Genomic DNA, 23,947 nt, shown 5'->3' with positions numbered 1-23,947 from the left:
CCAACCACGTGGGGAGGACAGGAATGGGGCGCACGCTCCGGTCCGCAGCTGTCACCGCTGTCGGGCTGACGGTCTGCCTTGTCGTCGGGCTGCTGACCATGCGACCGACGCCGACGCGCGGTGCCGTCGACGACGTTACCGACCGTTTCGCCTTCGCGGTGCACGACCTCAACACCGCGCCCCCGGGCGCCCGCAGCGTCCGACAGGTCGCCGCCTCGTACGGCGGCATCCGGTCCTGGATCTCGGCGGTCGGCGCCGCCGTGGGGTTGGCCGACCTGCGCGGCCTCGGCCGGCCCGCGGACGTGTGCCTGGTCGACCCGCGCGACGACTCGGTGCGGGTCGCCCCGGTCCCGCACAGCGGCGGCACCCCGTACCCGCCCCTCGTGCTGCACCCGACCGGCCTGCGCTACGACCACACCATGGCCCCCATGGGCTGCGTACCCGCCGACCTAGACGAGGACGGCGACCAGGACATCATCGTCTACTACTGGGGCCGTTCGCCGGTCGTGTTCTTCAACACCGCCGGCCCCACCGGCCCGCGGCCCGGCGCCTTCCGCGCTGCCGAGCTCGTCCAGCCGATGCAGGTGTGGAACTCGACCGGCCTCAACGTGGCCGACGTCGACGGCGACGGGCACCTCGACGTCTTCGTCGCCAACTACTTCCCCGACGAGGCACGGGTGCTCGATCCGGACGCACCCGCCGACGCCCGCCTGCAGATGCAGCACTCCATGGCGCTGGCCGCCAACGCCGGGCGCAATCGGCTGCTGCTGGCCAGGCCGGCCGGTGCGGATACCATGCCCGCCCTCGTTGACGCCAGTGAGCGCATCCCGGACCGGGCCGCCACCTCCTGGACGCTGGCCGTCGGCATGCAGGACCTCACCGGCGACCTGCTGCCGGAGATCTACCTCGGCAACGACTTCGGTCCCGACCACCTGCTGGTCAACCACTCCCGCCCCGGCGACGTCCGGCTGAAGGCCGTCCTCGGCGACCGCACGGCCACCATGCCCAAGTCGAAGGTGCTCGGCCGCGACTCGTTCAAGGGTATGGGGATTGCCTTCACGTACGAGCGCGGCCAACGCCTGCCGATGATGGTGGTCAGCAACATCACCAGTGAATACGCGCTGCACGAGAGCAACTTCGTGTTCGCGCCGGTCGGCGACGGCGCCGAGCTGCTGCGCGGGCGGGCGCCGTTCGTGGATCGCAGCGAGCCGCTCGGGCTGTCCCGATCCGGCTGGAGCTGGGACGTCAAGGCCGGTGACTTCGACAACGACGGCAGGGACGAACTCCTCCAGGCCACCGGATTCCTCAAGGGCGAGCGGAATCGCTGGCCACTGCTGCAGGAACTGGCCATGGGCAACGACGACCTGCTGCGGCACCCCTGGGCCTGGCCCGACTTCCAGGCCGGCGACGACCTGTCCGGTCACGAGCCCAACCCCTTCTGGGTTCGCACCGGCGACGGCCGCTACCACGACATGTCCGCAGCGCTCGGCATCGACGCCCCCGACGTCTCCCGCGGCCTCGCCCTAGGCGACGTCAACGGCGACGGCCGGCTGGACGCGCTGGTCGCCAACCAGTGGGAGAACTCCCGACTGCTGCTCAACCAGGGCCCCTCCACCCAGTCGCTGGGACTGCGTCTGCTACAGCCGGCCGGCTCCGGTTTCCGGCCCGCCGTCGGCGCCCACGTCGAGGTCGGGGATCCAGAGGGCGTCCGGCGTACGCAGCTCTACCCGGCCAACGGCCACGCCGGTGTCTCGGCGGGCGAGGTGCACACCGCGCACCCCGGCGGCGACGTGGCCGTCACCGTCTCCTGGCGACACGGCGGCGAGGTGAAGCGCGCCACCCTGACGCTGCCCCCGGGCCGGCACACCATTCAGCTCAACTCCGACGGAACGGCGGTACGGCGATGACAACAACAGCGGTGCCCACCCTCACCACGACTGCGGAACCGGCCGCGCCGGCCGTCGCCGCACCCGCGAGGCCACCGGTACCGACACGGGTGAAGGCGCTGCGCCGGTTCGCCGTGTCGATCACTGCTTTCAACATCGTCGGTCACCTGGTCCTGGGCTTCGAGCAGGCGCCGATCACCCCGGTCGTCACCACCCTGGTCAGCTACGCCGTCGCCCTGCTCATGGAGCGGCTCGACAGCTGGAACCACGAACGGAAACCCGAGTACGCCGGTGGCTTCGACAACCTGGTCACGTTCCTGCTCCCGGCACACATCGCCGGCCTGGCCTGCGCCATGCTGCTGTGGGGCAACCAGTCGCTGTGGCCGTACCTGTTCGCCGTGGTGGTTGCCAACGTCGGCAAGTACCTGATCCGGGTCCGGTTAAACGGGCGGCTGCGGCACGTGCTCAACCCGTCCAACTTCGGCATCGCGGCGACCCTTGTGCTGTTCCCCTGGGTGGGTATCGCGCCGCCGTACCACTTCACCAACAACGTCAGCGGCGGGGTGGACTGGCTGATCCCGCTCGGTGTACTCATGCTCGGGTCGATGCTCAACGCCAAGCTCACCGGCCGGATGCCGCTGATCCTCGCCTGGGTCGGCGGCTTCGTCGCCCAGGCGCTGATCCGGTGGCTGGTCTTCGACCACGCGCTGGTCGGCGCCCTGCTGCCGATGACCGGGCTGGCGTTCATCCTGTTCACCAATTACATGATCACCGACCCGGGCACCACCCCCTTCCGGCGGCGGAACCAGATCGTCTTCGGCTTCACCGCCGCCGCCGTCTACGGCGTTCTGGTGCTGTCCGGTATCTCGTTCGGCCTGTTCTTCGCCCTGGTCATCACCTGCGCCGTCCGCGGTCTGGTGCTGCTGGGCGTGGCCCTGCGCGAGCGGCGCTCCACCGCCGCGCCCGCCGCGGCGGTGTCGCCGTGACCAGCATCGCCGTCGTCGGGATGGGGTGCCGCTATCCCGACGCCACCGGGCCGGGCGAGCTGTGGCAGACGGTCCTCGGGCGGCGGCGCGGGTTTCGCCTGCTGCCGCCGGGCCGACTGGGCCCCGGCTACCGCGGCGGGCCGCAGGAACCGGACGCCACCTACGTCACCCATGCGGGCCTGCTGCGCGACTGGCATTTCGACCGGGAGCGCTTCGGCATCCCGGGCCGGCTGTTCCGCTCCGCCGACCTGAGCCACTGGCTCGCCCTGGAGGTCGCCGCCGACACGCTCGCCGACGCCGGCCTCGCTGACGGTGGCCTGGACGCGCTGGGGATCGACCGCGACCAGGTCGGCGTGGTGCTGGGCAACTCCCTGACTGGCGAGTTCAGCCGGGCTTGGACGGTCCGGGCCCGGCTACCGTTTCTGCGTCAGGCCTGCGGCGCCGCCCTGGGCCGCGCCGGCGCCGACGACCAGCTGGCACAGGCCGTGCTCGCCGAACTCGACGACCTGGTCCGCGGCGTCTTCCCCGAAGCGAACGACGAGACGCTGGCCGGGTCGCTGTCCAACACCATCGCCGGGCGCATCTGCAACCACTTCGACTTCCACGGCACCGGCTACACCGTCGACGGCGCCTGCTCCTCCAGTCTGCTGGCGATCATGACGGCCTGTCGGGCGTTGCGCGACGGCGAACTGGACCTGGCGTTGGCCGGCGGCGTTGACCTCAGCCTCGACCCGCTGGAACTGGTCGGCTTCGCCCGACTGGGTGCCCTGGCCACCGACGAGATGCGGGTGTACGACGCTCACCCCACCGGCTTTCTGCCCGGCGAGGGTTGCGGGGTCGTCGCGCTGATGCGGGCCGACCGAGCCCGGCAGCTGGGACTGCGGGTGTACGCCGAAATCCTCGGCTGGGGAACGTCCTCCGACGGCTCGGGTGGCCTCACCCGGCCGGCCGTCGCCGGGCAGGTGCTGGCCATGCACCGCGCCTACCGGATGGCCGGGATCACGCCTGCGGACATCGGCCTGATCGAGGGGCACGGCACTGGCACCGCCGTCGGCGACGCCGTCGAGCTGGCGGCGCTGCGCGAAGCCCGAGGCAACGCCCCGGCCGCCGCGTTGGGCACGGTGAAGGCCAACATCGGTCATACCAAGGCCGCCGCCGGCGTGGCCGGTTTCATCAAGGCCGCCCTCGCCGTGCACCACGGTGTCCTGCCGCCCACCACCGGCTGCGAACAGCCCCACGACCTGCTTCACGGCGCTCCGCTGCGTCTGCTCGACGAGCCCGAGGGATGGGCCACCGGCCGGCGCAACGCGGCACTGTCGTCGATGGGCTTCGGCGGCATCAACACCCACGTCGTGCTCACCGGCGGCGACGCCCGGCCGGCCGTCGTGCCGGCCCGCTGGTCGGTCCCTGCGCCGCGGCACGAGATCGTGCTGCTCGTCGGTTCCGACAAGACCGAACTCGCCGCGCGGCTCGGCGCCCTGGCCGAGCAGGCGCCGCAGCTCAGCATGGCTGAACTGCACGACCTGGCGTGCACCCAGTACCACGCCGGCGCCACCGGTGCGGTCCGCGCGGCGCTGGTCGCCGCCACCCCGGACGGGCTGGCCGACGCCGCCGTCCGGGCGCGCGAACTGCTCGACCTGCCGGGCCGGCTGGCACTGGACGAAGCGCGGGGCGCTGCGGTCGCCTCCGGGCCGCCCGCCCGCGTCGGCCTGCTGCTGCCCGGCCAGGCCGCACCGGTGCGTACCCGGCTGCCCTGGTGGGCGGACGACCTGCCGGTCCCGCCGCTTCCGGCCGACGCCGGGATCACCGACGGCGACACCCGCACCCGGTCCGCACAGCCCGCCGTCGTACGGCAGAGCCTGGCCGCGCTGGCCTGGCTGGATGCCATCGGCTGCCACCCGAGCGCCGCGACCGGGCACAGCCTCGGCGAGATCAGCGCTCTGGTGTGGTCCGGTGCGCTCACCCCCGCGCAGGGCCTCGCCCTAGCCGTGGACCGCGGCCGCGTCATGGACGAGCACGGCAGGCCGGACACCACGATGGCCGGACTGGCCACCAACAGCGAGCGAGCCGAGGAGTTGCTGCGCGGCACCGGAGCCGTGGTCTCGGGCTGGAACGCCCCCCAGCAGACCACGATCTCCGGCCCCGTCACCGACGTGCGGGCCGTGCTGGCCCGGGCCCGACAGGCGGGGATCACCGGCGTCGAACTGGCCGTGTCGCACGGCTTCCACAGTCCCGCCATGGCACCCGCGGCTCGGGCGTTCCGACAGGTCCTCGCTGCCGTCGAGTTCCGGGCCCCCACCGGCACGGTGGTCTCCACCACGACCGGCCGGCCGCTCACCACCGCCGACGATCTGCCCGGGCTCCTGGTGGAACAGCTGACCGCGCCGGTGCGCTTCCACGCCGCTGTAGCCGAGCTCGCCACCCGCTGCGACCTGCTCGTCGAGGCCGGGCCGGGCGTCATCCTCAGCGGGCTGGTCGCGGCCGGTGCGGCGCAGTTGCCGGTGGTGAGCATGGACTGCGGCGGCGACCCACGCCGGCACGCCTTCGCCACCGCCGCGCTCACCGCGGCCGGCGCCGCCGACCCGGCGCCGTTCTTCGCCGGCAGGGGCCATCGGTGGCTCGCCGCCGGTGCTCCGGTCACCTTGCTGGAGAACCCCTGCGAGGCGCTGCCCGACACCGACAACGAGCTGCTCCGCCCGGCACCCGCCGCGGCACCGGTCCGCGTCGACGAGCCACCCGCCGCGGCCGCCGACACCGACCCACTCGACCTCCTCAGGGCCCGCCTCGCCGGGCTGCTGGAGCTGCCGGTCGGCGCCATCCGCCCGGACGCCCGGCTGCTGGCCGACCTGCACCTCAGTTCCCTGCAGGTGGTCCAGATAGTCGCCGACGCCGCCCGGCTGCTCGGCCGCGCCACCCCGTCCGGCAGCGCCTACTTCACCACCGCGACTGTCGCCGAGACCGCCGAGCTGCTCCTCGACCTGCCCGCCGAAGACGGTGCGGGGGAGCGGGTGCACGGCGTCCGGCCCGAGGTCCGCGCCTTCGTCCACGAGTGGGTGTCCCTGGCACCCGGCACCGAGCCCACCGGCGTCGACTGGCAGGTACGCGCCCCGGACGGGCACTGGCTCGCCGCCCTCTGCCGGCCAGCGCCCGGCGCCGCCGTACGCGGGCTCGCGATCGCGCTGGCGAACGCGGCGGCCACCCCGGACGAGGTCGCCGACGTATTGCGCCTGATCGCCGAACACGGTCCTGACCGACTGCTGGTCGTGCACCACGGGCACCCGGCCGCCGAGGCCCTGGCCCGCAGCGCGGTCGCCGAGATCCCCGGCTGCGCCGTCACCGTCGTCCGGACCCCGTCCGGCCGACCGCTGGCCGACCTGCGGCTGTGCGCTCCCGGCGGCTACCGGGAGGTGCGGGTCGCCGAGGACGGCACCGCCGAACGCGTCCGGACCAGGCCCTGGACACCGTCTCCGGCTGCCCCGGCGCTCCTCACCGCCGCCGACGTGCTGCTCGTCACTGGCGGCCTGCGCGGCATCACGGCCAGTTCCGCCGCCGCCGTGGCGGCCAGCACCGGATGCACCCTGGTCATCCTGGGCCGCACCGCCGCCACCGAACCGGCCGTGCGCGACGCCCTCGCCGAGCTGCGTACCCGGGTCCCAGCCCACTATCTCAGCTGCGACGTCACCGACCCGCGCGCGGTGACCGCCGCAGTCGAGGCGGCCAGCGCCTGGGGCACCGTGGCGGGCGTGATCCACGGCGCCGCGGCCAACGCTCCGCGCCCGATGGCCGAGACCGACGCGGCCGGCCTGGCCCGCACCCTCGCCCCGAAGGTCGACGGGCTGCGCAACGTGCTCGCCGCGGCCGGTGACCGGCTGAAGGTGGTCGTCGCCTACGGGTCGATCATCGGCCGTACCGGCCTCGCCGGCCAGTCCGAGTACTGCGTGGCCAACGACTGGATGCGCGCCGAGCTGGAACAGTGGGCCGTGGACCATCCGCGCTGCCGCACCCACGTCCTGGAGTGGTCGGTCTGGGACGGCCACGGGATGGGCGTACGCCTGGGCGCGCTGGAGTCGCTGCGCCACGCCGGCGTCACCCCGATCGACCCGGACGCCGGCAACGCCGCCCTGCAGGACCTGCTCGGCGACCCGCAGACCCCGCTGGCCGTACTCGTCACCGGCCGCTTCCCGCGGGTACCGGCGTTCGTGACCGACGATCCGGAGCCGGTGCCCGGGCTGCGCTTCACCGAGAACCGGCACGACCTGCTGCCCGCGGTGGAAACAGCCCTGGACAGTTCGCTGTCCATCGGCGCCGACCCGTACCTCGACGACCACCGGATCGACGGCACACCCGTCCTGCCCGCCGTGCTCGGTCTCGAGGCCATGGTGCAGGCCGCCACCACCCTGCGCGGGCAACGCGACCAGTGGTCGGTGCGCGACGTCGCGTTCCACGCTCCGATCACCGTGCCCGAACGGTCGACCCGCACGATCCGCACCGCCGCCCTCGCCACCACCGGCGGCGACATCGAGGTGTGTGTGCGCGACGACAGCGACGGCCATGCCACAGTCAGGTTCCGAGGTGTCGTCGACCAGACCGTGCCACCGGCGGTGGAGCAGCAGAGGGGGGCTGAATCAGACTCCTCGTACCCCGACGGCCACCTGCACCCCTTCTACGGATCGCTGCTGTTCCATCGGGGACGGTTCTGCCGGGTGCTGGACTACCGATGGCTGTCGGCCTTCGAGGTGAGCGCCACGGTCGACGCGCGGCCCGCGTCGGACTGGTTCTCCGCCTTCCACGGGGACACGCTGCTGCTCGGTGATCCGGGGATGCACGACGCGAGCATCCACGCGTTGCTGGCCTGTGTGCCGCACCGCCGCGCCCTGCCGGTGGCGGTGGAGCGGTTCACTGTCTGGCGCCGGCCGGAGGGCCTGGTACGCGTCGACGCCGTGGAACGAGAGCACACCAGCGACGAGTACGTGTTCGACGTCCTCGTGTCCGACTCCGACGGGAAGCCTGCCGCGTGCTGGACCGGACTGCGCCTGCGCGCCGTCGGGCCATCCGGAGTGGCCGCGCTGCCGCTGTCCGCGCTGGGGCCGTTCCTCACCCGGCGACTCATCGAGTGCGGCCTCACCGACGACGTCGATCTGGCCTCCGGGCCGCCCGGCAGGACCGCCCTGGCTGCCCGCCCGGGAGTCCGTGGCGTCACGGTCACCGAGCGGCGCAGCGACCGGCTGACGCTCACCGCGCTGTCCCCGAGGCCGGTGGGACTGGCCTGGATCGACGGCTCGGCGCCCCTCCCGCCGGCCGACCACACGATCATGGACCTCGCCGAGGAACTGGGCAGCAAGACCGGCGAGGCGGTGGAGCACGCGCTCGACCGGGTCCGGGTGGCCGAGGCCGCCCTGCCCGGTGCTGGTCTCCCGTTGCGTATCGAGCAGGTCGCCGACCACGGCGTCGTCGTGCTGCGCCGCAACGGCACCCAGGTCCTGACCGCGCGGGTGCCGGTCGACAGGCTGCCGGAGCCGATCACCGTCGCGGTCGCCGTCGGGCACGGGGTGGGCTGACATGCGCGTCTACCTGTACCGCCACCTGGTCACCTTCGACGAGACCAATCTGGTGGGCAACGTCTACTTCGCCCATTACCTGCACTGGCAGGGGCACTGCCGAGAACGGTTCCTCGCCGATCACGCGCCCGGCGTGCTCGCGGCCGTGGCCACCGGCGAGCTCGCCCTGGTGACCGTGTCCTGCGCGATGGACTACTTCGCCGAGTGCTACGCGATGGACCACGTCGAGGTCGAGATGACCCTCGCCGGGCGGGGCGGCAACCGGATCGAGATGGACTTCCGGTTCCGGCGGGGCGACGCGATCGTGGGCGCCGGGCGGCAGACGGTGGCGTGCATGGCGCGCTCCGGCGAGCGCCTGGTGGCCACCCCCGTCCCGGCGGAGCTCGCCGCGGCGCTCGACGAGTACGGCTGGTCGGCCGAGGGGCGCCGGTCACCTGACCGGTCGCTGGCGTAAAGGTAAGCGAGAGTGGCATTGTTGTGGTGCCCCACCCGCAGTGGTCACCCACCTGTCCTGAGGACGTCAACATGACTGAAAGGCGGCAGTACGGACAGCTTTGCGGCCTTGCCGCGGCGCTCGACGTGATAGGCGAGCGCTGGACCCTGTTGATCGTGCGCGAACTACTGATCGGCCCCGCTCGGTTCAACGAGTTGCTGGAGAACCTGCCGGGCATGGGCCCCAATCTGCTCTCCGAGCGCCTGCGCGCACTCGGCATGCGTGGCGTGGTCGAGCACTGCCCGGTTCCCGGCGACGGCCGTGGGCGTCTGTATCAGCTGACTCCGACAGGTGAGTCGCTGCGCGGACCTGTTCTCGACCTCGCCCGCTGGGGCCTGCAGTTCCTGACCGCCGACCAGGCCGAGTTCGGCGTGAGTCGCGCCTCCTGGGGGTTCCTCGCGGTCCAGGCGATGCTGGTCGGGCGTCCAGTGCCCGACGTCACCGAGCGCTACGAGTTCCGGGTGGACGCGGAGGTGTTCCACATCGAGGTGGACGATGGGGCCTCGACTGCCCGGCGTGGTCCGGCCGACGATCCGGCCATCACGGTGACCAGCGACGCCGCCACGTTCGTACAGATCGGTAGCCGAATGCTGACACCGTTCCAGGCCGTCGTCACCGGCCGCATCAAACTCGACGGCGATCCCGACGCGATCGTCCGATGCATCGAGCTCATCGGTCTCGACGTCTGAACCACCCGGCCCGGCCTGGCCGTTCCTGACCGTCCGCTGCGTCATCCTTTCGGCGAGTGACAGTCCTGCTTCACCTCGCTGGCTCTCTGTGGTTGACTGCGTATACGAATCTTAACCATGCGTTGGGTCCGGTCGGGGTGGTGTCCGTGCCTCTCGGCGCGCTGCCGCACGTCGCCGGGCGCTGCCACAGACAACTCAGGAGGGTTGGGTGGGCAACTCCCTTGCCGGAAAGGTCGCCGTCGTCGCCGGGGCCACCAGGGGTGCGGGGCGCGGCATCGCAGTGGAGCTCGGCGCGCGTGGCACCACGGTGTTCGCCTGCGGACGCACCAGCCGCGACACGGCTTCGCCGATGGGTCGACCAGAGACCATCGAGGAGACCGCCGACCTGGTCACTAAGGCAGGCGGTGAAGGGATCGCGATCCGCTGCGACTTCACCTCTCAATCCGATGTGGAATCGCTGCGCGAGCGACTCGAGGCCGACGCGGCCGGTCGCATCGACGTGCTGGTGAACGACGTGTGGGGCGGCGACCCCTTCGTCGAGTGGGGTAAGCCGTTCTGGGAGCACGACCTGGAGCGGTCGCTCACCGCCTGGGACAACGGCATGCGCAGCCATCTGATCGCCCTGCATCGGCTGACTCCACTGGTCATCGCGGCGCAGGGCCTCATCATCGAGATCACCGACGGCGACCGTGACGACTACTACGGATCACTCTTCTACGACGTGGTCAAGGCCGGCATCCGCCGGCTCGGCCGGGTGCTCGGCGAGGATCTCGGTAAGCACGGCGTGACCGCGCTCGCGCTCACCCCCGGCTTCCTGCGCTCCGAGGCGATGCTCGAAGGCTTCGGCGTCACCGAGCAGAACTGGCGCGACGCCGCGGCCAAGGACCCACACTTCGGCATCTCGGAGACTCCGCACTACGTCGGGCGCGCCGTCGCCGCCCTGGCCGCCGACCCCGACGTGCACCGCTGGAACGGCAAGACGCTGTCCTCGTGGCAACTGGCTCACGAGTACGACTTCACCGATGTGGACGGATCCCGTCCCGACTGGGGTGCGTTCCGCGCCACCGTGCTTGCCGACAACGCCACGGAATTCGACCCGGAGGACTACCGATGAGCATTGAGGCGCCAAAGCATTCGGCCAGCCCGTCCGATGCCGACGGCGAGGCACCCGCTGGCCCGCCGGACACCGCCGCCAGCCCGCCGGACACCGCCGCCGGCGTGAGCGGACGAAGCCGGGGCAGCCGAGCCCTGCTGGCCGTCCTGTGCCTGGCGCAGTTCATGCTGATCCTGGATGTCGCGGTGGTCGCAGTCGCGCTGCCGACCATGCAACGTGACCTGGACATCTCGGCCGCGTACCTGCTGTGGATCGGCACTGCCTACTCCATCGGCTTCGGCGGATTCCTGGTCGTCGCCGGCCGCCTGGCCGACCTGCTCGGCTCCAAGGTGATGCTGCTGACCGGCGTGCTTGTCTTCGCGGTCGGCTCGCTGGCCTGCGGCCTCACCGACACCGGTTGGGTGCTGTTCGTCGCGCGCGGCGTGCAGGGCCTCGGCGCCGCGATGGTTTCCCCGGCCGCCCTGTCCATCCTCATGGTCACGTTCTCCGAGGGTGCCGCCAAGGCTCGTGCGCTGGGCGTGTGGGGTGCCGTCTCGGCCGGCGGCGGCGCCGTCGGCCAGCTGCTCGGCGGCCTGTTCACCGGACTCGGCTCGTGGCGGCTGATCTTCCTCGTCAACGTTCCCTTCGCCGTTGTCGTCGTCTGGGCTGTGCTACGTCACGTGACCGAGCGGCCACGCCGGGCCGCCGGCCGCGCCGACCTCGCCGGCGCCGCATTGCTGACCGGCGGCATGATCCTGCTGGTCCTTACCGCGTCCCAGGCAGCCGCGGGCGGCTACACCGCGGGCGTCCTGCTGATCGGCGTGGCCGCCCTGCTCATGCTGGCCGTCTTCTGGCTGGTCGAACGGAAGGTGAGCGAGCCGATCGTGCCACTGGAGCTGTTCCGCAACCGCAACGTCAGCCTCGGTAACGTGATCTGCTTCGCCGCCTCGGGTGTCACGCTCGCGACGATCTTCTTCGCTGCCCTGCTCATGCAGCGCGTGATGGGCGCCGGGTCGCTGGCTGCCGGCCTGACGTTCGCCCCGGTCTCCGCGCTGATCACCGTGGCCGCGCTGAGGTCCGGCGCGCTCGTCAGCAAGTTCGGGGTGCACACCGTGCTGCTGATCTCCGGCGGCCTCAACGCGATCGGCCTGGTCATGCTGGCGCTGGCCCCGGCCGACGGCAACTACCTGCTGCACGTCGCCCCGGCGCTGGTGGTCTTCGGTATCGGCGGCGGCCTCGGCTTCGCACCCGCGATGTTCGTGGCCAGCACCGGCGTCGAGCCCGCCCGGCAGGGCCTGGCCTCCGGGCTGCTGTCCACGTCCCAGCAGATCGGCGGCGTGATCGCCCTGGCCGTCATCAATCTGATCGCGGTACGGGTCACCACCGCCTCCGGCGGTCCCGATTCCGCCGAGGCGTTGACCGACGGGTTCCGGGCCGGCTTCCTGGCCGCCCTGGTCCTGCCCGCGATCGTGGCGGTCGCGGTGCTCGCCTTGCGCCGCACCCCGGCGGCGCCGATGGCGCCGGCTGAGCAGTCCGCCCCGTAAGCCGGTCACCAGCGAAGGGCGGCTCCGCCTTTGCGGAGCCGCCCCTCGTCATCCAATATGGGAGGCGTCCGGCGAATGCCAGGCGCCGGGGCCGTCATTCGAAGACGTGTGGTGCCGGTTCCTCCTCAGGCGTGACCTCCGGGCTGAGCCGCCCGTAGCACCGCGACAGCCGCAGGACCGGGTCCAGCAGCCGGCTGTCCGCCCGGCCATCACGCCACACCCGCGGGTCGACCTGCACGTGCACCACCCGGCCCACCACCAGGTTGCCGTTGCCCACCGGGTACACGTCGACCAGTTCGCACTCGAGATGGGCCGGTGCCTCGGCCACCCGGTTGGGGCGTACCCGCAGCGCGGGCACCGCCGTGACGCCCGCCTCGAGGAACTCGTCCTGACCCGGCCCGAAGTGTTCGGCCGAGCGGTCCAGCTGCTTCAGCAGCCGCTGATCCGCCACGTTGACCACGAACTCACCCGTGGCCCGGATGTTGCGAAGCGTGTCCTTCTCGCCGATCGAACTGAACGCCACGTGTGGCGGATGGTCGGCAACCAGCGTGAAGTACGAGTACGGTGCAAGGTTGCGCCTTCCCGCGAGGTCTACCGTGGATATCCAGGCGATCGGTCGGGGCACCACCAGCGAGGTGATGAGCTGGTACACCGCCGGCTTTCCCCAGGCTGCGGGGTCGATCTCCAAACCTGACCGCGCGTCACGGCCGGCGATCGGGGGCGTAGTTGTCGTCACACTCATCTCCATTTCGTCAGATGTCTGGAATGGAACGACGGGTCAGGTGAGCCAGCACTCCCCGAACTCCAGCAGATCCCGATAGGCGAGGGCGCGGATGTGGCGCATCTCGCGCAGCGTGCCGATCGCATTGCCCGCGGCGCTTCTCTGCATAAGCGACTGGCCGCTGCCCACCAGCACCGCCGCAACGCTGACGTGACGCTCCAGATCCAGCAGGTCGGCGCCGAGCAGGCCGTCGCGAGCAGCGGCAAGGGCCGGATTCGCCGAAGCCAGGTCCGGATACGGAGCGTCCAGCACGGCCAGCAGGCGCCTCAGCGCCGACCGGTAGATGCGGTGCTCAGGCTGCATGGCGCCGGTCAGGTTGATCGCAACCCGCGGTGGCGCCATGGTCGGTCGGACCATCTCCTCGTAGTATTCCGAGGGCATGGCGGCCGAGTGCAGCATCGCTGCGGTGAACGCGTGGACCAGGACCGCGGCGCGGTTCAGGGCCTCAACCGCGACCGCCGGCTCGTCCCGTACGGCCCGTGCCGCCCGGTCCAGCTCGGCGGCGGCGTGCAGGTTGAACAGGAAGTAGCAGTGATGGACCAGCAGCCAGCGGTCCATCCAGTCGCCGTCCGGGTCGAACCACTCGGGCTCCATCCGAGGCCGGTCGTCCGTTGCGGTGGGTGCCGGGCGTAGCGCGGCCAGGATCAGCAGGGCGCCCGCCAGCTCCGCCCGCACATCGTTGATGTCGAGCATGCCGAAGCGCAGGTCCGCGACGGTGCGGTGGAGCACCGCCGCGACCTGGGCGGCATGCTGTTCGGGGGTGAGCTCCGCGTGCCGGATGCGGAAGTAGTCGGAGTGCACCCGAACCGGCGGAGGCAGCGCCGCGACGTCCGCGACGCCGGCGACGGCCTGCAGCCGCCGGCTCAGCGAACCCAGCCGCTCCGTGGCGTGCAGGAATCCCTTGCTCACCCGCTCACCGTCTCCGGTGGTCGCCAGAGTGTCGCGCAACGCCGCCAATCCCTCCTCGGCCTCGGCCCACAACTGGCAGGCCGAGGGACCGAACCTGGGTGCGGCAGAGCGGATCGGCCAGGCGAGCACCACGTACGGGACGGCGGACATCAGTGCGCCAGCGCCGGGGCGCCGCTCAGGCGCACTTCGATCCGGGAGTGACCGTGTAGGGTCGCGTTGAGGAACCGCTCGGACCCGAGCACCGCCAGCCGCGGATACCGGGTCAGCAGGGCCCGCAGCGCCACCCTGGCCTCGATCCGAGCCACCACGTTGCCCAGGCAGGAGTGCGTGCCGCGGCCGAAGCCCAGGTGCGGGTTCGGGTCGCGCGTCAGATCCAGCGTCTCCGGATCGGTGAACCGCTCCGGGTCCCGGTTGGCGGCGGCCAGCACGACCACCACCATGTCGCCGCGGTGCACCGTCCGTCCGGCGATCGTGACATCCTCGGTCGCCGCGCGGCTGACCACGTGCACCGGCCCGCTGAAGCGCACCAGCTCCTCGACCGCGGTGTCGACGTGGGCCCCCGACAGCTCGTTGACCACCTCCGGGTACTGCTGCAAGGTCATCAGCGCGTTGCCGAGGAACCGGGCGGGCACCTCGAACCCGGCGTGCCAGAACGCACGTAGCGAGTTGAACAGGACCTCGTCGGCGTAGTCCAGCCCTTCTCGGTTGGCGGCGACGTAGCCGCTGATCCCGGTCTCCGGGCGGCGGGCCAGCCAGCGGGCGACGTAGTCGCTGAAGTGCTGCCGAGCCGCGAGCCCAGCCTCCTCGCTGTCCGGGTCCAGGCCGGCGTCCATGCTGCGGTGCAGCCGGTCGTTGTGCCGGCGCCATTCCTCGTCAGCCTCCGGCGGCGGCATGCCGACCAAGTGCGAGATGGTGCCCAGCGTGAACGGTGTCGCGAAGTCCGTGACGAAGTCGATGGTGTCCCGATCGGCGAGCCCGTCGAGCAGCGACTCGGCTCGGGCTGCCGCCTCCTGCTCCAGCGCCCGCAGGTCTTGACGACGCAGCGCATCCACTGCGAAATGCCGCAGCGGGGTCTGGTCCGGCGGGTCCAGCGTCTGCAGGCTCAGCAGCGGCCCGGGGGTGGGGATGCCTACCTTGCGGAAGTCCGCCGCGAAGATGTCCGGGTTCTTCAGCACCTGCGTGCAGTCGGCGTGCCGGGTCAGAATCCACGCGCCGAGTTGTTCGTGCCAGTGCACCGGGTCGGATTCACGCAGCGCCCGGTAGATGGGGTAGGGGTCCCGGATGACCTCCGGGTCGAGCGGGTTGAAGAGTTCGTCGGCCACCGCGACCTGCCTTTCCGATGTGATCCGATTTGGCGTCGCCGGTCCGGCGACGCGGGCAGGCGGGCCAAGCCGCCGACACCAGTCGCGCGATCTCGGCCCGCGTGCTCAGCGATCTCAGTGCAGGTAACGCATGGCGGTTCCCCTTTCTGCTCTGGCTTCTTACAGGTGCGGAAAGCCCGGAACCGGCCGGCTGAGCACGAAGCGCTGGCGAGACCGGTGGTTACATTCCGACGCTCCCTACCCCTGCACCGAGTCTCGCTATCGCAGGAATTGCCGGCAAGCGCGGTGAAAGATCTTTCAGTGGAATAAAAGAATTGCGTTACGTCGCAGCGCTCAGAAAGAGCCCTGTTCGCGGGCTGCAAGAATTCATCGATTCATCGAAACGGGCGCTACGGTGAGGCAATATTGATCGCCGTGCTGAATTCAATGCCGCCGGGCGGGGAAGGTAGGTAAGCGGTGTCCATTGCCCCCGAACAGGTAGGACAACTATCGGACGAGGAGAAGCGCAGCCTGCTGGCACAGTTGCTGGGCAGTGACGGTGATCGCGACCGTGAGCGCCTCCTGCAGTCACAGCGCCGGTTCTGGGTCCTCAACCAGGTGTCCACGCAGATCCCCACGCACGTGGTCCGGATCGTCGACGTGACCGGGCCGCTCGACCTGGATCGGCTCGAGCAGGCCGCCGCGGCGCTGGTCGCCGCCCACGACGAGCTGCGCACCGGCTACGTGTCGGTCGAGGGGCGGCCGGTCGCCGCCGTCGCGGATCCCGATGCCGTGCAACCTGAAGTGCTGTTGGTGGAGCCCGCCGCGGGCGAGCCACCGGAGGAGGGCGTCGCCCGCGCCCGGATCCGCGAGGCCGGCCGCCCCTTCGACCTGGCGAAGGCGCCGCTGCTGCGCGTCGCCGCGATCCGCCGGGCGCCCGATCACCACGAGCTCGTGCTCACCGTCCACCAGATGGTCGGCGACGAGGTGGCCGCCGACCGCCTGCTCGACCAGTTGGTCAGCGCGTACGAGGCGTTCACCGCCGGAGCTGCCCCCAGCTTCCCCCGCGCCTCCATCGGCCTCGCCGAGGTCACCGACCGGCGCCGGGCGTTCCTGAAGTCTCCGGCCGCCCGCCGCGAGATCGAGTTCTGGACCAAGCGGCTGGCCGGGGTGCCCGTCCTCGACCTGCCCACCGACCACGCCCGCCCCGTCGACCGGATGCCGTCGCTGCGCGGCTCTCGCCGCAGCCGGCCAATCGACCCGGCTCTGGCCGCGCCGGCCCGCGCCGTCGCCGAGCAGGAGGACGCCACGCTGGCCGCCGTCGTGCTGGCCGGGCTGATCGTCACCCTCAACCGGTACACCCGGGAGCGCGACATCGCCATCGGCCTGCCCGTGGACGGCCGATTCGAGAGCCGCCTGGCCGACGTGCTGGCCCCGCTGGAGAACACGGTCGTGCTGCGTACCGAGCTGAAGCCGGACGAAACCTTCCGGGCCCTGGTCCGCCGGGTGCAGGCCGGCTGGTCCCAGGCCACGGCCCACCAGCACCTGCCGTTCGAGGAACTCGTGGCCCGGCTGACCCCGGAGGCGGACTTCAGCCGCTCGCCGCTGCACCAGGTGCGTTTCGTCGCCCGCGAGCCGCGGTTCGAGACCCGCACCGTCGGCGGCACCACCTGGCGGTTGGCCGACGTTGACGACGGGCTCTCCGCCTTCGACCTCAGCATTCACTTGCGCGAGGGCGCCGATGGCTTGCTGCGGCTGCACGGCGTGTACAACGCCGAACTGTTCGACGCCGAGACCATCGACCTGCTGCTCGACCACCTGATCGCGCTGCTCGGCGAGGCCGTCGCCGATCCGGACCGACGGCACGCCGGTCTGGGCATGCTCACCGACCGCGAGCTCGCCCGGCTCGCCGAGTGGAACCGCACCGAGGCCGACTTCCCGCGCGAGGCCACCCTGCACCAGCTCATCGCCGAGCAGGTCGCCCGTACCCCCGACGCGCTGGCGGTGATGTCCGGCACCGACCGGCTCACGTACGCCGAGCTGGACCGATGGGCCAACCGGCTGGCCAACCACCTGCGCCGCCGGGGCGTCGGGCCAGAGTCGCTGGTCGGCGTCATCGCCACCCGGCGGATCGGCACGGTGGTCGCGTTCCTCGCCGCGCTCAAGGCCGGCGGCGGTTACGTGCCGATCGACCCGGAACAGCCCGCTGAACGCCTCCGTACGGTGCTGGCCGACGCCGGGATCACCGTGGTGGTCGCCGCCAGCGAGGCGGACATGGTGCGGCAACCGGTGGCCTGCGACCCATGGATCCGCGCCGACGCCGACGAGGTGCTCGCCGAACCGGACACCGACCCTGCCGTGCCGGTCGACCCGCAGAACATCGCCTACGTCATCTACACCTCCGGCTCCACCGGACGGCCCAAGGGGGTCGTGGTCCCGCACCGGCAGATCGTCAACTCGACCCTCGCCCGCAGCGCCTTCGGCCGCGAGGCCCCCGAGTCGTACGCCATCCCGGTCGCACTGTCCTTCGACGCCTCCGCCGCCGGTCTCTACTGGACGCTGATCAGCGGGGGCCGGATCGTCCTGCCCAGCGACGAGCAGGTCGCCAACCCGGCCCTGCTGGCCCGGCTGGTGCAGGCCGAGCGGATCACCCACATCACCCACATGCCCTCGTACTACCAGCTGCTGCTCACCGCCGGCGGCCGGCAGCTGATCTCGCTCAAGGACGTCTCCGCCGGCGGCGACGTGTTCCCCGCCGAACTGGCCGTCGAGCACTACCGCACCCTGCCGTGGACGCAGCTCTACAACGACTACGGCCCGACCGAGATCACCGTGTGGGCGACCGCCCAGCTGGCCACCCCGGACGAAGACGGGGCAAGCGTGCCGATCGGTCGGCCGATCCAGAACACCCGCATCCATCTGCTCGACGACGAGCTCAACCCGGTGCCGATCGGAGTGCCCGGCGAGATCTACGTGGCCGGGGACGGCCTCGCCCGCGGCTACCTCGGCCAGCCCGGCACGACCGCCGACCGGTTCATTCCCGACGCCTTCTCCGCGACCCCGGGCGGGCGGCTCTACCGCACCGGCGACCTGGCCCGCTACCACAGCGACGGCACCCTGGAGTTCCTCGGCCGGATCGACACCCAGGTCAAGATCCGTGGCTTCCGTATCGAACTCGGCGAGATCGAGAACACCCTGCAGCGCCACCCGGGCGTCACCAGTGCCGTCGCGGGGGTGCGTCGTCACCCCAGCGGCGAGGACCGCCTCGTCGCCTGGTACCTGCCGGCCAATCCGGCCCAGACGCCCGCCGACACCGAGCTCGTCGCCCACCTGGAACGGCAGCTGCCGCACTACATGGTGCCGGCCGACTTCATGCCCCTCGCCGAGTTCCCGGTGAACGCCCACGGCAAGGTGCTGCGCTCCGCCCTACCCGATCCGGTGCCCACACCGGCCGCCCTGCCCACCGGTGCGGTGCCCCGCCGCCGGGTGGAGCGGGAGATCGCCGAGGTGTTCGCCGAGGCGCTCGGCGTCGCCCGCGTCGGGCTGCACGACGACTTCTTCTCCTACGGCGGCAGTTCGCTGCAACTGTCCCGGGTCGGCGCCCGGCTGTCCAAGGCCTACGGCCTGGAACTGCCGCTGCACGCCATGTTCAGCACGCCCACCGTGGCCGGCGTCGCCGCCCGAGTCGAGCTGTACGAGCGAGAAGGCTTCGAAGGCCTGCGCGCCACCCGCGACGCGGCCGACGACCTGGACCGCGAGGCCGAACTCGATCCCATCATCACCGGCCTGCACCTGCCGCACGCCGACTTCTTCGCACCCAAGGCGGTGTTCCTCACCGGCGCCACGGGCTACTTCGGGGCGTTCCTGCTCGACCAACTGGTCGAGCAAACCACCGCCGACATCTACTGCCTGGTACGGGCGAAGGATCCGGCGGCCGGCAAGAAGCGGCTACGCGACGCCTGCGCGCACTACGAGGTGCCCTGGGACGACCGGTTCGAGCGGCGGGTCCACGCCGTCTGCGGTGATCTCGCCAAGCCGCTGCTCGGTCTCTCGCCGTCGGACTTCGAGGACATGGCCCGGATCATCGACACGATCTACCACAACGGCGCGCTGGTGAACTTCTCGATGCCGTACTCGGCCCTCAAGGCGCCCAACGTGGACGGCACCGTGGAGATGCTGCGCCTGGCCTCGCGGTACAAGGTCAAGCAGGTGCACTTCGTGTCCACCATCGATGTCTTCATCGCCGCCCACATGACCCGCCCGTTCCTCGAGCAGCCCCTGCCCAGCCGGCCGCCGCAGGTGCCGTTCAGCTACCCGCAGAGCAAATGGGTCAGCGAGAAGATCATCATGCACGCGCGCGATCGCGGGCTGCCGGTGACCATCTACCGACCGTCGATCATGATGGGCCATCCGAAGACCGGCGCCTGCCACGCCCAGAACTATGTGCTGACCGCCCTGCGCGGCTTCCTGGAGTTCGGCGTGCTGCCCGACTACAGCGAGTCGATGAACGCGATCACGCTCGACTACGCCAGCGCGGCCATGGTGCACGTGTCCCGCCAGGAGAAGTCGCTGGGCAACATCTATCACCTCTGGAACACCGAGGCGATCCCACACAACGCCCTGTTCCCCTGGATCCGGTCGTACGGCTACCCGTTCGAGGAGGTGCCCTTCGACGAGGCCGTGCAACTGGCCATCAACGCGGGGCCCGACCACCCGGTCTACCCGATGGTGCCGGTGCTGCTGCTCTACACCAGCGGCGACGCGGGGGTGGAGATGTCGATGGAGACCGAGGACGCGATCGACAACCGCAGCGAGTGCATCAACTTGCTCGACGGCATCAAGGGCACCGGGTACCAGCCGGCCCCGCTTGACGAGAAGTACATGCACGACTGCCTCGACTTCCTCGTCCGCCACGGCCAGCTCGACCCGCCGGACCGCTTCCCCCGCCGGCGCTGACCGGCCCAGCCCCAGATTTCCGCCGCCGCGTCGCGCAAGCACGCCGCCGCGGCGGCGGAACTCCAAGCAACGACCCGAGACGCGAGTGCCCGAGAGGACGTCATGACCCAGAACACCGACCACAGCGACATCGCCGGGTACGCCGTCGTCGTCAACGACGAGGAGCAGTACTCCGTCTGGCGCGCCGACCGCACCCCGCCCGCCGGGTGGCGTACCACGGGATTCCAGGGACCGCGCGCGGACTGCCTCGCCCACATCGAGTCGATCTGGACCGACATGCGACCGCTGTCGCTGCGGCGCCGCATGGCCTCCTGACCGCGGTCCCCGACCGCCACCCTGTCCGCACGACCCACGGAGGAGCCATGTCCCCGGACCAGCGGGCCGACTTGTCTGCGGCGAAGGCCGCGCTGCTGAGGCGGTGGCGTTCCGGCGCTGCGGCCGCCGGGTTGCCGCCCGTCGACTCCGCGATCCCGCCGGCCGGACCGGGACCGGCCCCGCTCTCGGCAGCCCAGCGGCGCCTCTGGTTCGCCGAGCAGCTCATGCCGGGCACCGCCGCCAATAACCTCGCGCACTGCCTCGCGCTGAACGGACGCCTGGACGCCGAGGTGCTGCGGGCCGCGCTGGCCGACCTGGTCGCCCGGCACGACATCCTGCGTACGGTGGTGCACACGGTCGACGGCGAACCGGTGCAGGTGCTGCGGGACGGGGCGGCGCCGACGCTGGAACTGGTCGACCACCGCGACCGGGAAGGCGGTGACGACCTCGCCGCCGCGGTGGCGTACGCCCGTACGGTCGCCGACACCCCGATGGACGTGGCCGCCGGCCCGCTCGCCCGGTTGGTGCTCTGTCGCACCAGCCGCCGCGACGTGCTCGTCCTGGTCGTGCACCACCTCATTGCTGACGGCTGGGCCCTCGCCGTCGCGCTGCGTGAGCTGTCCACCTGCTACACCGCCCGCCTCGCCGGGGTCCCGGCCGCGCTACCGGCCCTGCCCGTCCGCTACGCCGACGTGGCCACCTGGGAGCAGAGCCGGGACCACGGCGAGGACCTTGCCTACTGGCGTCAGCGGCTGGCCGGGCTGCGACCGCTGGCCCTCCCGACGGATCGGCCCCACGCGGCCGAGCCCACCGGCGCAGGCGACTGGTGCGAGCTCGGCCTCACCGCCGCCGACGACGAGGCGATCCGGCGGTTCGCACGCGCCGAGAACGTCACCGTGTACATGGTCCTGCAGGCGGCCTTCACCGCCGTCCTGCACGCCATCACCGGTGACCCCGACATTGCCGTGGGCGGGGCGGTCGCCGGCCGGCAGCGGCCCGAGGTCCACGACCTCATCGGCAACTTCACCAACACCGTGGCGCTGCGCACCCCGGCACCCTCCGGGAGCACGTTCCGCGGGTTGCTCGGCGCCGTCCGCGAGACCGTGCTGGGGGCACTGGCCCACCAGCGCGCACCGTTCGACCGGGTTGTCGAGGAGTTGCACCTGTCCCGCTCCGCCGCCCACTCCGGCCCGCTGAACGTCCTGTTCGTCCTGCAACCCCCAGTCCCGGCCGTCACCTTCGGCGGCACGACCGCCGAGGCCGTTCCGCTTGGCTGGCGCACCGCTCGCGCCGACCTGGAACTGCACCTGTCGGAGGCTCCGGCACTGCACGGCGGGCTGGTGTTCCGCACCGACCTGTTCGACAGCGGCACCGCCCGACACATCGCCGAGCGGATCACCAGCACTCTGCGTGCCGTGCTCACCGCACCGGACGCCCCGCTGGTCGAGGTTGCGGCCGCCGGACCCCGGGAACGCGCCCTGCTGGCCCGCTGGTCGGCCGGCCCGCACCGGACCACACCCGAGGAGACGCTGCCCGGCCTGGTCCTGCGCAGCGCCGCGCGCCGGCCCGAGGCACCCGCCGTCACCGCCGAGGGAACCGTCCTGACGTACGCCGCCCTCGCCGCCCGTTCGGCCCGGATCGCCGCCCGCCTGCGTGCGCTCGGCGTCGGCCCCGAGGAACCAGTGATCGCCGCTCTGCCGCGCTGCACCGACCTGGTCGTCACCGCCCTCGCCGTCATGCGCGCCGGCGCCTGCTACACCCCGGTCGATCCGGCACATGGGCCGGACCGGCTCGCCGAGGTGCTCCAGCGCAGCGGCGCCCGAGTGCTCATCTGCGGCGACGACCTCGCCGACCGGCTGGCAGCCGACAACGTCACCGTCGCGCACCTACTGCGCGCCGGTGGCGATCCTGCGTCCGGCGATCCCGCGTCCGGCACCGCCGGGCTCGAGAATCGCCTGCCCGCCGTGGACCCCGACAGCGCCGCCTATCTGGTCTTCACCTCCGGCTCCACCGGAGAACCGAAAGGCGTCGTCATCAGCCACCGATCGGCGGTCAACCACGCCTTCTCCCTGGTTGACGAGCACGGCTTCGACGAGCACACGGTGCTCGGCGCGATCGCCTCGCCGGCCTTCGACGCCTCGATCGTCGAGCTGTTCGGCCCGCTCGCCGCCGGCGGGACCGTCCATCTCATCGCCGCCGAGGATACCGCCGACGGCTCCGCCCTGGCGGCCGCCCTGCACCGCGGCGGCGTGACCGCGCTCTCGGCCACCGCCACCGTGTGGCACCTGCTGCGCCGGTCGCCGCAGCAGGTACGCGTGCGCGCCATGGTCGGCGGCGAGCCCGTCAGCGAAGTGCTGGCCCACTACCTCGCAACGACCCAGGAAGCCGCCTTCACCCAGTACGGGCCGACCGAGGCGAGCATCTGGTCCCTGGTCGCCCGGTTGCGTCCCGGACAGCCCGTACCCCTTGGCGACCCCATCCGCAACACCACCTGTCACCTGCTCGACGAGGACCTGCGGCCGGTCCCCGCCGGCGCGGTGGGTGAGATCTGCCTCGGCGGCGCCGCGGTCGGCCGCGGCTACCTCGGCCAGCCCGCACTCACCGCGGACCGGTTCGTGCCCGACCCGTTCAGCGCGCAGCCGGGCGGCCGGCTGTACCGCACCGGTGACTACGCCCGCCGGCGCGGCGACGGCACCCTGCAGTTCGCCGGCCGCCGCGACGGGCAGGTCAAGGTCCGCGGCCACCGGGTGGAACTGGGCGCCGTGGAGTCCGCCGCCGAACGGCACCCCGCGATCGCCGAGTGCGCCGCGGCGGTACACCAGGATCCGGCCGATCCCGACAGCCAGCTGCTCGTCGGATACCTAGTACGCCGTGGTCGGCCCGGTGACCCGGACAGCGACCTGGTGCCGACCGTGCGCCGGCACCTGCGTCAGCTGCTGCCGTCGTACCTGGTGCCGGACCGCTTGGTGGTCCTGCCGGAGCTGCCCCGCACCGGCACCGGCAAGGTCGACCGCGTGGCGCTGCCCCGGCCAGCGGGCAACGTCCGCCGGGCCGAGCACCCGTACGTGGCGCCGCGCACCCAGCTCGAACGCGAGATCGCCGAGTGCGTCGGGGAACTGCTGCAGCTGGATCGCGTCGGCGTCACCGACGACTTCTTCGAACTCGGCGGGCACTCCATCCGCGCCGCCCAGCTCGTGGTGCGCTTGCAGGAGCGGTACGACGTCGAGATCGTGCTGCAGAAGCTGTTCGACACCCCGACGGTCGAGCACCTGGCGAAGCTCATCGAGGCCGGCATCGACCGCCGGGCCCAGCTCGCCGACCGTCAGGTCGCGCTGCGGCGGATCGTCGACGCGCTGCCCGGCGACCAGGTCGATCAACTGCTGTCCCAGCTCATCGCCGAGCGGGCTCACGACCCGCAGGCACCCGCACACTGAGG

The 23,947-nt window shown here is 71.8% G+C and carries 13 protein-coding genes; 10 read left to right on the top strand and 3 right to left on the bottom strand.

Annotation, left to right across the window (positions count from 1 at the left end; all coding sequences use genetic code 11):
* The first annotated feature begins 23 nt into the window (after positions 1-23).
* The 7 genes from ABZ570_RS16685 to ABZ570_RS16655 all read left to right on the top strand — a co-directional run bounded on the left by ABZ570_RS16685 (position 24) and on the right by ABZ570_RS16655 (position 12,249).
* Positions 24-1,907, top strand: coding sequence for a VCBS repeat-containing protein (locus ABZ570_RS16685; protein WP_358063538.1), 1,884 nt, complete (start codon positions 24-26; stop codon positions 1,905-1,907).
* Positions 1,904-2,872, top strand: a complete 969-nt coding sequence (locus ABZ570_RS16680) for an enediyne biosynthesis protein UnbU (protein WP_358063535.1) — start codon at positions 1,904-1,906, stop codon at positions 2,870-2,872. Before ABZ570_RS16685 ends, ABZ570_RS16680 begins: the two co-directional genes overlap by 4 nt.
* Positions 2,869-8,430 (top strand): SDR family NAD(P)-dependent oxidoreductase, encoded by a 5,562-nt coding sequence (locus tag ABZ570_RS16675; protein WP_358063532.1) that lies wholly within the window; start codon positions 2,869-2,871, stop codon positions 8,428-8,430. Before ABZ570_RS16680 ends, ABZ570_RS16675 begins: the two co-directional genes overlap by 4 nt.
* A 1-nt stretch (position 8,431) precedes the next feature.
* A complete protein-coding gene (locus ABZ570_RS16670; RefSeq protein WP_358063529.1) occupies positions 8,432-8,884 on the top strand; it encodes an acyl-CoA thioesterase in 453 nt (150 codons plus the stop codon).
* Between the two features lie 71 nt (positions 8,885-8,955).
* Positions 8,956-9,612, top strand: a complete 657-nt coding sequence (locus ABZ570_RS16665; RefSeq protein ID WP_358063526.1) for a winged helix-turn-helix transcriptional regulator — start codon at positions 8,956-8,958, stop codon at positions 9,610-9,612.
* 208 nt (positions 9,613-9,820) lie between these two features.
* A complete protein-coding gene (locus ABZ570_RS16660; protein WP_358063523.1) occupies positions 9,821-10,726 on the top strand; it encodes an SDR family oxidoreductase in 906 nt (301 codons plus the stop codon).
* Positions 10,723-12,249 carry an MFS transporter gene (locus ABZ570_RS16655; RefSeq protein WP_358063520.1) on the top strand — a complete coding sequence of 509 codons (1,527 nt, stop codon included), beginning with the start codon at positions 10,723-10,725 and terminating at the stop codon, positions 12,247-12,249. The genes ABZ570_RS16660 and ABZ570_RS16655 overlap by 4 nt, the downstream gene beginning before the upstream one ends.
* Positions 12,250-12,343: 94 nt before the next feature.
* On the opposite strand, the gene ABZ570_RS16650 is transcribed toward ABZ570_RS16655, so the two are convergent.
* The 3 genes from ABZ570_RS16650 to ABZ570_RS16640 all read right to left on the bottom strand — a co-directional run bounded on the left by ABZ570_RS16650 (position 12,344) and on the right by ABZ570_RS16640 (position 15,261).
* A complete protein-coding gene (locus ABZ570_RS16650; RefSeq protein WP_358063517.1) occupies positions 12,344-12,901 on the bottom strand; it encodes a flavin reductase family protein in 558 nt (185 codons plus the stop codon).
* A 126-nt stretch (positions 12,902-13,027) separates the two neighbouring features.
* Entirely contained in the window at positions 13,028-14,089 is a 1,062-nt protein-coding gene (locus tag ABZ570_RS16645; RefSeq protein ID WP_358063514.1) for a hypothetical protein, read from the bottom strand.
* The gene (locus tag ABZ570_RS16640; protein WP_358063511.1) at positions 14,089-15,261 is read right to left on the bottom strand and encodes a cytochrome P450; all 1,173 of its coding nucleotides are present in this window, start codon (positions 15,259-15,261) and stop codon (positions 14,089-14,091) included. Before ABZ570_RS16640 ends, ABZ570_RS16645 begins: the two co-directional genes overlap by 1 nt.
* Positions 15,262-15,717: 456 nt before the next feature.
* On the opposite strand from ABZ570_RS16640, the gene ABZ570_RS16635 reads away from it, so the two are divergent.
* From ABZ570_RS16635 to ABZ570_RS16625, 3 genes are all read left to right on the top strand, one after another.
* Positions 15,718-20,196 (top strand): amino acid adenylation domain-containing protein, encoded by a 4,479-nt coding sequence (locus ABZ570_RS16635; RefSeq protein WP_358063508.1) that lies wholly within the window; start codon positions 15,718-15,720, stop codon positions 20,194-20,196.
* Positions 20,197-20,298: 102 nt separating this feature from the next.
* Positions 20,299-20,511, top strand: a complete 213-nt coding sequence (locus ABZ570_RS16630) for an MbtH family NRPS accessory protein (protein ID WP_358063505.1) — start codon at positions 20,299-20,301, stop codon at positions 20,509-20,511.
* Positions 20,512-20,558: 47 nt separating this feature from the next.
* Complete coding sequence (locus ABZ570_RS16625) at positions 20,559-23,945, top strand: amino acid adenylation domain-containing protein (RefSeq protein ID WP_358063502.1); 3,387 nt, start codon at positions 20,559-20,561, stop codon at positions 23,943-23,945.
* Positions 23,946-23,947: the final 2 nt, after the last annotated feature.

Origin of the sequence: Micromonospora sp. NPDC007271 (assembly GCF_040634005.1) — a bacterium.
Taxonomy (GTDB): domain Bacteria; phylum Actinomycetota; class Actinomycetes; order Mycobacteriales; family Micromonosporaceae; genus Micromonospora.
The sequence above is the reverse complement of the archived record's forward strand: the minus strand, read 5'-3'. Positions and strand labels throughout refer to the sequence as shown.